This is a genomic window from Xylanimonas protaetiae (genome assembly GCF_004135385.1).
In the GTDB taxonomy this organism is placed as follows: Bacteria; Actinomycetota; Actinomycetes; order Actinomycetales; family Cellulomonadaceae; genus Xylanimonas; species Xylanimonas protaetiae.
The window spans coordinates 1,448,700-1,460,705 of sequence record NZ_CP035493.1 but is presented as its reverse complement, the minus strand read 5'-3'; the positions used below and the strand labels follow the sequence as shown (position 1 = coordinate 1,460,705).

Genomic DNA, 12,006 nt, shown 5'->3' with positions numbered 1-12,006 from the left:
TAGGCCGGCCCGCGCGGCGGGAGCCGCGCGCTTGAGCCAGTAAGGAAAGTTCTCACGGGCTAGAAGCGGAGGATCCCGCGCACGGCGACGTTGGCAGCGGCCAGAACGACATCCCGAAGCTCGGGAGCACCGTGCCCAGTCGTGATGTCGGTGTCGACAAGAGGCGCGTCAACCTGAACGTTCGCCGGACCAGCGACGATGACGCTGAACGACCAGGTCGCGCCACGCTTGAGGAGACTTGGGCGGATCGCCACCTGAGCATCGTCCCCCGTGGCGCCCACGCCAGCAGACACCGTCTTCAGCGCCGCGTCCCGCTGAGTGAGCCCAAAGAACATCGCGTCGAACCGAATGATGATCGGGCGTCCACGGTCGAACATCTCGGACGAGACATCACGCGGACCGATGTTCGCGATCACGACAGTCACCAGATGCGGTTCGTTCACAGGGATGCCGCGGAAGGTGACTTCCACCAAGCCTGACGTTGCCTCGGGGAGGAGCGAGATCGCGTCCGAGACAACAGAGATCTTTGCACGACGGCTTCCCCATCTGCGGGTCGCGAAGACGGCGATGGGGATTGCGATGATGGCAACCGCGAGTGCCGCCAGGGCGACGACCGTCCCCAAGTCGAGTTTGTCCGGGGTCGCGTTCGTGCTGTGAAGAAGTGCTGGCACAGGCGCAGCGTAAGTCCGAGCGACCGCGAAGCCTCGCACCCTCCGGTGGTGATCTCGCAGTTCACCCACCGTCGTTGGCCACACTGGGTGTCGGTCGAACACCGTCGTCACTCAGTCGCGTCCTACGCAGACTGGAACTCCTCCTCGACCGCAACCAACTCGGCGATCTTGGCGGCAACAACTGCCAATGAGTCGTCTGACGTGCTGAGTCCGTTGCGCGAGGCAAGCAGAGGGCTGACCTTGCGGAGTTCCTCATAGGTCGTCTCGTGCACGACTGGAATCAGCAGGTCGCGCGCAAGGAGCTCCGAGAGCTCCCTGTCCGAGACTCCCCGGCTGTCGACACGTGTCAGCAGCGCAGGGGTAACGAGGACAGCGCCCGTCCGCGACTTTGCCAAGCCCCTGTCGATCTCCCGGAGGAACGGCTGCCCCAGGACGATGTCCTTCTCACTGAACCAAACGGACACTCCCTGGGCTTCGAGAAGGCGGTGCAGTTCCGTGGCGACGCCCCGCCGGTCATCCCATGCGTGGCAGAGGAAGAGATCACGAAGGTCAGGCTGCTGTCGTGCCCGCAGTTCGACCGTGCGGCGAACTGGTGCCAACGCCCGCACCTCAGCGGGCGTGTACGTCAAAGCGGAGCCAGCGGGTGACCAGCTAGGCCCAATGCCGCGAAGTTAGGTGGGCGTCGGTTTTGTCAAGATCGTGATGGTCAGGGTGGTCTTGTAGGTCTTGCGGTCGATGTTGGGGCCGCGGGCGTTGTACTTGGAGATCGCTCGTTTGACGGTGCGGGCGTTCGTGCGGGGGCGGGTTGCTGGCAGTGGTCGTGCGGTGACCGCGGCGCCGATCACGCCGAGCAGTTCGATCGGGGGATCGGTGGCGTCGGCGTGCCGGTTGGCGGTGATCTGGTCGCGTGCGGCGTTCAGCGCGATCGTGAAGCTGGCGCGGTCGGGCGGGATCGCGGTGGTGGTGGTCGCGTCGGCCATGGCGGTGCGTAGGGCCTGGTAGGCGATGAGCAGGGCGTAGACCTCTTGCTCGATCCCGTCGGGGGTCCGGGCGCGCAGGACCCGCCCGCCCAGGATGGTCGACTTCAGCTCGAGGTAGGCGGTCTCGACCTGCCAGCGTTGGTGGTACAGGCCCGCGAGCTGGTCGGCCGGGTGGGTGCGGGGGTCCAGGAGCGTGGTGACCAGGCGGTAGTGGCTGGTCGTGGTCGCAGCCGTCGTGGCCGAGGTGATCTGAGCGTCGATGACGCGCACCCGTGTGGCGCCGAGCATCGACAGCCACGAACCATCGTCCAGCGCTCGGGTGACGGGCAGGGCGGGACCGTTGGCGGCGGCGGTACGTGCTCGCACCAGCACGTGGGCTCCCCTCGCGTGGGCTGCGGCGACCAGCGCCGCCGAGCTCAGGCCGCGGTCGGCCAGCAGCAGCATCCCGGCATGCAGCGAGCGAGTCAGGACCTGCGCGTAGACCGTCTCCCCGGTCGTGGTCGGGCCGAACGTCGCATCGATCAGGGTGCGGGTCCCGCACGCGACGAGCGCGACCAGCCGCAGCCCGGGGTAGGACCCGCCGCCGGTGGGCCCGCCGCGCTGCTTGACGTACCGGATGGTGTTGGCCGGGCTGTCAGGCACCGAGGTGACCGTCCCGTCCAGCGCGCACACCAGCAGTCCCCGCCACCGGGTCGAGCCTGGTGCCGGGCAGGCCAGGACCTCGAACAGCGACCGCAACGGGCCGGGCCCGACCCGGCGCAGCGCGAGCGCGATCGCGGTGCGCGACGGACAGGAATCGACATGCCCGAGGCCGGCGACCAGCCGGTCCCAGACCTGCTGCCAGCCCAGGCCCGCGAACAACGCACCCGCGACCAGCAGGTAGACGACCACCCGTGAGGGCAGCAGCCGTACGCGCTGCTCGGTCGCCCGGTGACGGGCCAGCACCTCATCGACGAGCTCGACGGGAACCAGGGCGCTCAACTCGCCCAGGTGCCCCGGAGCGAAGGCGCGAGCGACACGATCGATGGCAGACTGCGGCACGGCAAAGCTCCTGTGGTGAAGGCATGTCTTGGCGGACAGCCCTCAACTACAGGAGCTTCGCTGCTATGACCAGCACCAACACCCCTTGACAGCCAGGTCAGAGCCCTAACTTCGCGGCATTGCAGCTAGGCCTTGTCTTTCCGCTGACAACCCCAGCCGCCCCGTAGATTCGTGGCGTGTATGACGCCGATGGGTAAGGCGGCCGGAACGAGGTGTACCCGTAGCCTCTGCCGCCACAGGCGGGGCAGGCCGCCGCCCCGCTGGCAGTTCGGTGGCCCTGGACGGGCGCCGTACACATAACCATGAAGCGATGCTAGGCGGTGCCCCCGACAAGGCCAGCGCCCGCGCGGCGCTTGCGGTTTGTCGAGCTTCGAAACCTGCGGCCACGACGTAAGTGGACGGCCCCGACGACTACGCAGCCCCTTGTCTCCGCGCCTGCCACATGGTGTGCTCCCGGCTGAATGCTGCCTCGGCATCGTGGACGAGCTGCGCCCACAGGCCCTCGTCATCACCAGGCCGCAGCGTGTCGCGCACAAGGTTGACTTCATGACTTGTCACAGCGTAGGACTCAGACAGAAACGTGTACTTCTTGGCCTGCGTCCACGCGACAAGCCCGGCAGCAATCGCTGCCGCGGCGCCGAGAAAGTCGAGGCTGCTCCCCGTTGCGACCCGGAGTATCCCTGCAACGACAGCAGCAAGCTCAACGCCGATAACAACAAGTCCATACACGCGGGCGCGCTGCTTGTTCCATTGCGCCTTCCTCGCATACCACTTCACTTGCCCGGCGACACGCTGTTCGAGATATACGCCGGAACGTTCCACGAGCGAAAGAGCGCGAATGGAACGCATCGACGTTGTGATTGTTGGGGCGTCATCGGTGTCTGGCCCGATATCCAGCCCCGGGACCGCGTCAAGTACTCTCACGAGTACCTGCCTAAACGCCGCGTCGGCTTGGTCATTCTCGAGGCGGAATGCCTCACCGCAGGCGGCGTACTGCCAAGCTGACGACCTGATGGACTCCGCCGCGGCGCGTGCGTCATACCATCGACGTTCGGCCGTCGCGGAGATTTTTGTGACCTGAATCACCAAGGCCACAAGGAAAAGCAAGAGCGCGAAGATCGGCCCGGACCCGCCAAGAAGCGATGATGGCAGTAGCGCCGCCATAGCACCGCCAGCGAGCGCTCCCACCTCGAGCCCCTTGGACACATAGAAGGCCCTCTGCCGCTCAGCAGCTTTCCGGTCTGCTGCTTGGAAGAGGGCTGGCAGTTCGATCTCGGTGACGCCCGTCTGTCGCGCCCCAGTCATGGCCGCACCTTCGTCTTGTTAGCGATCGGTGCGGACCGCTTGCCGAACGCGCGGTCGATCCAGCCGTTCGGATCCGCGTCGAACGCAGCCCACGTGGTCAACACGCAGTATCGGTCGTCCTCCGCCCATGCACACTTGTTGTTGGGAATGTAGTAGTTATAGGAGAATTCGGTCACGGTTGTCGAGTCGTCCACTCGGACGATGTTGTGGGAGTTGTCACACACCACGCACTGGATCGTGCCGCGAAACACTCGGTCATGGACCTCGGGCAGCACGATCCCCAGAAGTCCGCTCTTCCGGCTAATGCTGGAGTCCCACAGCGACGCCTGCAGTTCACGCTTGATGTATTGCTGTTCCCACGCACCCAGGTTCTCGGCCGAGTGGGCTCCGATGAGAAAGATCGTCACAGTAGAGTCATGCAAGTACAGTTCGCGGATCCTACGCATGATGTAGTCGGGATCCAGCGAGTTGATGGGCTCGTCCAACGATTTGTCGACGAAGTCGAGATGCGGCATGGCTTGGATCGCCCTCTTGTAGGACTCGTCTTCCGTCTTGAACGAGATGTAAACCTTGTGCCCCACAAGTGCCTCCCAATCGGTCGCGTGATCCTGAGGTTGCCACACGCCACCGACAGCCCGCGCGATGGAGCAGCGCCCAGGCTGACGGACTTGTCGCCCCTCTGTCCCACTGAACCCGTAGGCTGCAGCGCGTGAGCCTGAAGACGAAGGCATGGGCGTACTTCGATCGCATCGTCGCTGATGCCGCACCGGGCGGAGTCCACAGCAACCCGTGGACGATCGATCCCGAGGGTCTCCTCGCGTACGCCCCCGACTTCGACACTCTCGAGCGCCTCCTTGGCGTCCCGCTCTACTTCAAGGCGCCCACCACCACCGGAGTGCCGGCGCTCGCGCTCGACGTCTGGCTGAGCTACGAGCTGCGGCGGGCGGGCTTCAGCAAGGATGGGGTCTGGCCGCGCGCCGAGCACCCTCGGATCCTGCCGCAGGCTGTGGCGAACCTCATCGATGGCGCCCCAAAGAAGCTCCGGGCGGAGATCTCGAACCTGCTGACGGCGAAGACGTCGATCACCGGTGTGACATCGTCGTCGGCGAGCATCCTGGGGAAGAACTACCTCAAGCAGGTCGACGTCATTATGACCGACTGGCAGACGGGCCCCGAGATCCTGATCTCGACGAAGCGGATGGACTCGTCGTTCGGGAAGAACGCGGCGAACCGAGTCGAGGAGTCGTACGGGGACGCGAAGAACCTTCGCCTGCGGCATCCGCTCGCGGCATTGGGGTTCGTCTTCGGTCTGCGGTCGACGATCCTTGACGAGGAGCCGGACAAGGCCGAGTGGCTCATCGACCTGCTGGAGAAACTTGGCCAGGAGGACGACGCGTACCACGCGACGTGCCTGGTGATGATCGAGTACAGCGACGGCGTCGCGCCGGCCGATGAGGACTCGATCGATACCGAGGACGCGCTCGTGGCGGCCGGCCTCGAGGAGGCGTCGGACGAGGAGGACGTGCTCCCAGTCGAGCCCGCTTCCGACATCGATGTAGTGCTGGCATCACTGCCGGACGTGACCATCCTTCACTCCAAGATTCCGACCGGACTCTCACCGTCACGCTTCTTGGGGACAATGGTGCGCCGAGTGATTGCAGCGACGCCCGTCACGATGCACCGGGCGGTCCGAGCGCGGATCAACGAGGTCGTCAACGGCGCCTGACGTTGGGCGCCGGCTCGCGCGACTCCGCCGCGTGGCCATCGCGAGCCCGATTCCCCCGTCATCGTTTCATTTGCCCGTCCGATGAAAGCCCGTGACGACCAGCGGCCGCAGCGAAGGCAAAATCGCGGCGTTCGGTCAGTGCCCAATTGCCCGTGGACCCAATAGGCTCGGCGTATGAAGAGTCCCCAGCGCACCGAGCGCTTTGCGGGTGTCCCTATTGCGGAGCTTCGCAAGTTGTGCCTCCAGGCCGCCGAGGACGCCAGCTACCGAGTCGTGGCGTCAGACGAGCCTCGCGCCCTCCTTTTCAGGACCGGACGGTCACGTTGGTTGTGGACGTGGCACGGGCAGGACGTCGCCGTCCACCTTCGCCCGCTCCCGGGCAACGGCTCCGAGCTCGGAGTGTCGGCCACCATGACTATGGGCGACCAGGTATACGACTGGGGCGAAGGCCGGCGAGCGGTCCACGGGTATATGGATCGCGTCGTCGGTCTGGTCGAAGGGCTCGGCGTCGCCCGTGATGGCAGACGAGACGACGCCTCTGACGAGGGCCCCGTCTACTGGGCGACAGGCAACTACGACCCCGAGCGCTATCACCGCGGGACCCGCGGAATGAGCCGCCAGTACCGCGACTACGTCAAGGATGCCTACGGCGATCTCGACACCTACGAGTCGAACCGCCCTGACTGACGGTCGTCAGAACTGGCACCAGGGCATTGCCGCCATGAGGATGCCCCCACGAGCAGCAGGATCGCCGTCACCCACGGATCTCAGAACCCGCCGATGAATCCCGAGGCTGGCGGGAGGCCCTGCCCTAATCGGTGACCGTGCCGAGTAGGTCCGGATCGACGGAGCACGGAACGTCTCGGCTCGGCACGGCTGGACCCAGTACGTCCACCACCGGGAGTGGGGGTACTTCGATCGCATCGTTGCCCATGCCGATGCCGCATTTGGCGGCATCCACACGGTCCCCTCGACGCTGATTCCGAGGGACGCGACGTGCGTGGTGATGAACGATTGCAGCGAACGAGTCATCGCGCCGGGCGGCGAGGACTCGAGCGAGGTACTCCCGCTCGAGCCCGCTTCCGACATCGACACGGTGCTGGCGTCGCTGCCGCGCGTGACCATCCTCCACGAGAAGATCCCGACGGCGCTCTCGCCGTCTCGTTTCCTCGGGACGATGGTGCGTCGCGTCGTCGCAGCGACTCCGGTCACGATGCACCGCGCGGTTCGGGCTCGCATCAACGAGGCCGTCAGCGGCGCCTGAACCTCAGGGCGAACGCGCCCTACGCGGCCGGGTCGCCGAGCGGGTTCCGAACCCTGCTCATCGTTCCCTCTGTCAGCCCGTAGGCGGCTTCGGCTGCGCGCGTGGCTGCGGCCCGATCGCGGTTGCGGAACGCCTTCCGGAGCTGTGACTCGACCTCGGGTGCGATCGAGGCTGGCTCGGGGACGCGGATCTTGCGCAGGTACTGCGCCTGGAACCGCAGCGTCCCGCCGCGCATCTTGACCCCGTAAGCGTCAACGAACGCTTCGGCGACCTCACTCATGAGAATGCCCCCGAGCACCTCAAGATCCCAGCCCGTCGACACGATGTAGTACAGGTTGTGGTGCGGGTAGAGGCCACCGGGCTCGAGCACGGGAGTGATGCGAGCCTTCATGTCCTGGAGTAGCAGCTTGGGTCGCTCTGCGAGTCCGGGGTAGACCTTGTCGATCGTGCGGTGCCACCGCTCCGGATTCTTCCGGGCGACGAAACGCTTCTTCACCGCGGGGTGTCCGGCGAGGGTCCGCGCAAGCCGCGGGTACGCGGCCAGGTCGACGAGCTCGCCTCGCTCGTTCCACGGATTGATCAGCATTCGCTGCGCGTTCCCGAGGACACCCGTGCGGATGTCGTCGGCCATGACGAGCGGGAGCAGGCGGTCCGGCTCGACGTCGGCGTCCGTGTCGACGATGTACGCCTTGTCCGCGCCCGAGGCGACGCCGATCGAGATCTTCGTCGCGCCGCCCGTATCCTCCAGCGCCGGGAACCTGTCGTTGAGGCGCTCAAGCACTTGGATCATCGCGGGCGAGCCGGCAGGCCAGAGCTCGTGCCCTTCGAACCAGTCGTTGAGCCGAGATCCGGCCCAACCGGCACCGTGTCCCTCCACTGCCCCCGAGAGCGAGAAGTGCCGGGCCTCGACAGCACTTGTCGGCCCAAACTCTGCCGTCGTGTCGAGCATGGAGACCGGGCCCTGCTCGTGCCGGGCAAGAATCGTGATGGCCGGGTACGCGGAGACGTCGGCCTCGAATGCGTCGACGTCGTGCATCTGCCACAACGTCTCGACGGCGTAGCGGTCGCTGATCAGTGCCCGGAGCCGCGCTCCATACGCGTTTCGCATCCAGCGGTCTGCGCAGATGAACCCGAGCTTGCCGTCCGGCTTGAGCATCGCGAGCGCGCGCTCGTAGAAGCCGACGAAGATGTCCGCGCGGCCCCACATCGTGGTCCACCGTGCGCGGTACGCGGCTTCGGTGGCGTCGTCAAGGTCGTCAGCGCGGATGTACGGCGGGTTGCCGACGACAAAGTCGGCGGGCATGTCGACGTCGTCGATGAGGAAGTCAGCGGTGTGGATCCACGCCGCGGCGAGCTGGCGTGCGACATCGTCGGTCGCTCCGTGTGCGCGGAGCGTCGCCGCGGCGAGCGCTCGGCACGATGCCACGTGCTGGGGCTGAAGGTCGTACCCCCGGATGGCGTTTTCGAGATTCACGAAGGGCACGCCGCGCTCACGGGCGGTGGCGGCGAGGCGCTCTACGACCGGACCGATGAAGGCTCCAGAGCCGACTGACGGCTCGACGAGCGTGGTGGCTGTGAGGTCGCGATCGGTCGTGTACCCGACGAGGTCGAGGATGGACTCGACCACCCACCGGCGGGTGAACACCTCCCCGAACTCGACGAACCCCGCTTCTGCCACAGCCATGCACGGGATCCTTCCATGACCATCCGACACGATCCAGGAACCTGGCCGACGTGCAACATACTGCACGTTACAGGGCTATCGTCGAGACATGGTTGGGCAAGACTCGACGTATATCGAGCATCGCACTCGGGCTCGCGCAGCGATCGCACGCCAGGCGAAGGCGGCAGAACAGGACCGCCGCGCCAGGGCGGCTCGCGACGCCGAGGTCGTGGCGATGCTTGCGACCCCCGGCGCCTCTCTAGCCTCCGTCGCCGCCGACGTGGGCCTCTCGAAGAGCATGGTCGCCTACATTCAGCGGACTACGCAGGCCACGTTTGAGAGTGCTGAGCGAGCTCGTGACTACCTCTCGCAGCACCGTGAGGCCTGAGGACATCGCGGTCAACGAGTGTGTCGGAGCCACTCATCAGACTGTCTGACCGTGGACGAACACTGGCACCTGACCTTGATCGAGCAAGCGCAGCCACGCGGCAGCAAGTTCACCCAAGGTCGGAGCATCGACGCGGTCGACGTCGATCGAGTTTCAGCCGCAGGCGCGATGCTTGCGACTGTTCGCGGGCAGACCCTCATAGGGCCTTTGGTGCGCGCCCGAGACCGTCTTTCACGGGTTGTGAGCCACGTGCTCGCCAACCCATCGATTCACGCGAACGATCCGGACGTACGCACTGACTGGGCAATGGCACTCGATGAGTGGCTAGTTCACCTTGCGATGTGCCGTCGTCGGACTGAGCGTGAGGTCGAAAGTGTGCTCGGCTCGGAAGCAGGCGACCACGCGAAGTCGACGTTCAGCAGGCTGTACGGGGAGCACGACTCGTTCCGTTTCGCGTGGGAGTGGCGCAACGAGGCTCAACACCATATGAACCCGCTGAACATCTCGAAAGTCAATGCTCACGCCGCCACTCCCAACGGGCACGAGCTTCGGTGGCAACTGGACCCCGCCCAGGCGAGCAGGCTCGGCCGCGGGTGGTCTCACGGTTCGATGAGGCTGCTCGCGGAAGGACGAGACTGCCTCGCCATAGTCGACGATGCCTTGCGAGGCTGCGAGCAGGCAATCGCCGAGATCCTCGTGCACAACGAAGAGCGGATCGGCGAGGGAGCCGACCTCGTGCTGTCCTTATGCCGAGAACTCCTTGAGACGGTGACAGACGAGACGCAGATGCCGATCTCCTACGCCCTGACCTCTCTGGAACGCAAGGCTGACGGGGGCTCGGCAGATCGCGATAACGCTCATCTCATGATCGCGATGCATGTCCTCCGGTTCGATCATGCGACCGCAGCGATGCTCGCCGTCAACGGGGGGCGCCAGGTGTTGGGGCTGCCCGCGCGGTTCGAGCTCTGAACTGCCCGGTGTCGCTCAGACGCGCGACCGCTCCAAACCCGCGAGAACCGCGCCGCCACAGGCCCGCGCCTTCCTCGCACAGCACCCCGACGCGTAACCAAGCGTTCATCTCCACCCACGGCGCGCCGCCGCCACCACGCCCACCCCATGCGCTGAAGTGAGTGTGAAGTGAGCACGCCGCCAAGCGGCGCACCGGCGGACACCGCCACGTTCTGGGACAACACCAGATTGCTTCATTCCCCCGAGCTCGGTGACCCCAACGTCCCGAGTTCGGGGCCGGACGACACCTCATCCCAACCAACCCGAACCCGGGCTATCCCGCGCGGATCGAGGGGTGTAAAGTGTAATCCGTTGTACGGCAACGTTCGACGAAGGAGCACCTCATGTTCGGTACTGGCGGCATCGCTCAGTGGATCCAGGACAACGTGGTTCCGCTCATCCTGATCGTCATCGCGATCGGCATCCTGTGGGCCGGTAACGCCGGCAACATCTCCAAGGCAGTCACGAAGTTCGGCGTGACGCTGATCGGCGTCCTGTTCCTCGCGCTGGTCGTCACGGGCAGCTACGACGACGCCGGCCGCTGGCTGCTCGGCCTGATCAAGGGCGCCTGATCATGCGTCTGCCGGACGACGACGAGATCTACGACGTCGACCAGACATGCAGTGGTGGCCCGTCGAGTACGCGTGGGTGTACCAGGACGCGGTGGCGCCTGATGCTGAGGCCGCCGCTTCGGATCCTGATGATGGTGCTCGATCGTGGCTCGACCGGGTTCGCGCGGACGCCGCCCAGCCTCCGGTGCTCCACCCTGTCGCCGCCCGCGAGGCTGGCTCGCTGACGGGCCGAACGTTGCGCGTCCGCAACGCGTCAGGGCAGTGGTTCTGGTTCGTCGGCGTCTCCGAACCCATCAGCGTCGACGGCGACATCTGCGTCCAGGCCGTCCCGCCGTCGCACTGGTGGCTCCACCAGCTCAGCTACTACGAGGAACTCCAGGAGAGTGTGCGAACGATCGCGCTGCACCGGTTGCTTGCCTACGCCTGAGGCTCGCGTAGGAGACGGGAGTTTGGCATGCCGACAGCCCGGATGGGAGGCGGTTCCTCGGCCCCTACGGGATCGGCGTCGCGTTGTGCTGGGCTCGGACGGTCGACAAGGGCACCTTGCCGGTCTCCGACTCGATCGCCCAGAAATCCCATCCGTTGGCGGCACCGCCCTCCTTTGCCGCCCCAGCCGCGGCCGACGGGCTTGGGTAGACGACGCCCGCGAACTCAATGCCACCAGGAACGACAACCGCGTCGGCAGGCCAGGCACCGTTCGTAGACACGAGCCGCGTCCCAACCGTCAAGACGCCAGCCGCCACAAGGTCAACGAGTGCCACGCCGAAGTACCGCTTACCTGACGGCTGACGCGGAGTCCGCTCGTCCGAAGGGGCAGACTCGTCCGCCGGCGCAGGGTCGTAGCCGAGCAGCCGCAGTAGCCGCCGGATTGGCAGGATCGTCTGCTCGAGCATGTTGCGGTCGAACAATGGCAGCGTCTCGTCGCTCGGCCGGTTCAGGTTGTGCAGTCGCGCAAACTCAGCGGCGTACATCAAGTCGTACAGCCGTCCCTCGAGCCATCCGACCTGAGCAGAGTTGAACCCCAAGGTCGTGTCCCGCTGGATGACGACCGCTCGGGTCCAGTGGTCCTTCGTCTTGATGTGGGACATCAGACGTGATCGCACGCCGCCGGGTGCCGCTTTCCCGACATATGTTCCGAAGAACCCGTCCACATCGCGTGGGTCGAGAAGGATGTAGTTGCCGGGCTGATCCCACTCTGCGCCGAGCCGTCCGATACCGGCGCGCTCGACGACGGCGAAGCGGAGGGCTGCACTCGGGTCGTAGACGACCACCGGATCGGCCGCAGTCTCGGGCAGAAGCACCTGCAATGGGAGAAGATCGGCGTGCGGATCAGCCACCTCAGGCCACCACCCTCGCAACGCGCGCCTCGTCGGCGGCGTCCCACAGTC

13 protein-coding genes are annotated in these 12,006 nt (G+C 65.9%); 6 read left to right on the top strand and 7 right to left on the bottom strand.

Translation table 11 applies throughout. The annotated features are described in order from the left end of the window. Positions 1-59: 59 nt before the first annotated feature. The 5 genes from ET471_RS06625 to ET471_RS06600 form a co-directional block, all read right to left on the bottom strand. A complete protein-coding gene (locus ET471_RS06625; protein WP_129187147.1) occupies positions 60-671 on the bottom strand; it encodes a hypothetical protein in 612 nt (203 codons plus the stop codon). A gap of 122 nt (positions 672-793) precedes the next feature. Further along, positions 794-1,300: a toll/interleukin-1 receptor domain-containing protein gene (locus ET471_RS06620; protein ID WP_129187146.1), complete on the bottom strand. Its 507-nt coding sequence runs from the start codon at positions 1,298-1,300 to the stop codon at positions 794-796. A 42-nt stretch (positions 1,301-1,342) separates the two neighbouring features. After that, entirely contained in the window at positions 1,343-2,692 is a 1,350-nt protein-coding gene (locus ET471_RS06615) for an IS4 family transposase (RefSeq protein ID WP_129187145.1), read from the bottom strand. A 411-nt stretch (positions 2,693-3,103) separates the two neighbouring features. Further along, on the bottom strand, positions 3,104-3,997 hold the full coding sequence (locus ET471_RS06605) for a DUF4231 domain-containing protein (RefSeq protein WP_129187144.1): 894 nt from the start codon (positions 3,995-3,997) through the stop codon (positions 3,104-3,106). Next, positions 3,994-4,578 carry a TIR domain-containing protein gene (locus ET471_RS06600; RefSeq protein ID WP_129187143.1) on the bottom strand — a complete coding sequence of 195 codons (585 nt, stop codon included), beginning with the start codon at positions 4,576-4,578 and terminating at the stop codon, positions 3,994-3,996. The genes ET471_RS06605 and ET471_RS06600 overlap by 4 nt, the downstream gene beginning before the upstream one ends. A gap of 128 nt (positions 4,579-4,706) precedes the next feature. On the opposite strand from ET471_RS06600, the gene ET471_RS06595 reads away from it, so the two are divergent. The 3 genes from ET471_RS06595 (at position 4,707) to ET471_RS06585 (ending at position 6,987) form a co-directional block, all read left to right on the top strand. Further along, positions 4,707-5,723: a hypothetical protein gene (locus ET471_RS06595; protein WP_242496449.1), complete on the top strand. Its 1,017-nt coding sequence runs from the start codon at positions 4,707-4,709 to the stop codon at positions 5,721-5,723. Positions 5,724-5,897: 174 nt separating this feature from the next. Beyond that, entirely contained in the window at positions 5,898-6,410 is a 513-nt protein-coding gene (locus ET471_RS06590; protein WP_129187141.1) for a hypothetical protein, read from the top strand. A gap of 319 nt (positions 6,411-6,729) precedes the next feature. After that, positions 6,730-6,987: a hypothetical protein gene (locus tag ET471_RS06585; RefSeq protein ID WP_129187140.1), complete on the top strand. Its 258-nt coding sequence runs from the start codon at positions 6,730-6,732 to the stop codon at positions 6,985-6,987. 19 nt (positions 6,988-7,006) lie between these two features. Here ET471_RS06585 and ET471_RS06580 read toward each other — a convergent pair whose 3' ends face one another. Next, positions 7,007-8,671 (bottom strand): Eco57I restriction-modification methylase domain-containing protein, encoded by a 1,665-nt coding sequence (locus ET471_RS06580; protein ID WP_129187139.1) that lies wholly within the window; start codon positions 8,669-8,671, stop codon positions 7,007-7,009. A 418-nt stretch (positions 8,672-9,089) separates the two neighbouring features. Here ET471_RS06580 and ET471_RS06575 point away from each other — a divergent pair, with 418 nt between their 5' ends. From ET471_RS06575 to ET471_RS06565, 3 genes are all read left to right on the top strand, one after another. Then, complete coding sequence (locus tag ET471_RS06575; RefSeq protein ID WP_129187138.1) at positions 9,090-10,007, top strand: hypothetical protein; 918 nt, start codon at positions 9,090-9,092, stop codon at positions 10,005-10,007. A gap of 383 nt (positions 10,008-10,390) precedes the next feature. Further along, complete coding sequence (locus ET471_RS06570; RefSeq protein WP_129187137.1) at positions 10,391-10,618, top strand: hypothetical protein; 228 nt, start codon at positions 10,391-10,393, stop codon at positions 10,616-10,618. A 76-nt stretch (positions 10,619-10,694) separates the two neighbouring features. Further along, positions 10,695-11,045: a hypothetical protein gene (locus ET471_RS06565; RefSeq protein WP_129187136.1), complete on the top strand. Its 351-nt coding sequence runs from the start codon at positions 10,695-10,697 to the stop codon at positions 11,043-11,045. A gap of 64 nt (positions 11,046-11,109) precedes the next feature. Here the strand turns inward: ET471_RS06565 and ET471_RS06560 are convergent, their stop codons facing one another. Continuing rightward, entirely contained in the window at positions 11,110-11,955 is an 846-nt protein-coding gene (locus tag ET471_RS06560) for a restriction system modified-DNA reader domain-containing protein (protein WP_129187135.1), read from the bottom strand. Between the last annotated feature and the right edge of the window lie 51 nt (positions 11,956-12,006).

Bases quoted from the DNA above. Each gene is read 5' to 3' on its own strand.
- ET471_RS06605 (WP_129187144.1), bottom strand. From the start codon at position 3,997: ATGACTGGGGCGCGACAGACGGGCGTCACCGAGATCGAACTGCCAGCC.
- ET471_RS06590 (WP_129187141.1), top strand. From the start codon at position 5,898: ATGAAGAGTCCCCAGCGCACCGAGCGCTTTGCGGGTGTCCCTATTGCG.
- ET471_RS06585 (WP_129187140.1), top strand. From the start codon at position 6,730: ATGAACGATTGCAGCGAACGAGTCATCGCGCCGGGCGGCGAGGACTCG.
- ET471_RS06580 (WP_129187139.1), bottom strand. From the start codon at position 8,671: ATGGCTGTGGCAGAAGCGGGGTTCGTCGAGTTCGGGGAGGTGTTCACC.
- ET471_RS06570 (WP_129187137.1), top strand. From the start codon at position 10,391: ATGTTCGGTACTGGCGGCATCGCTCAGTGGATCCAGGACAACGTGGTT.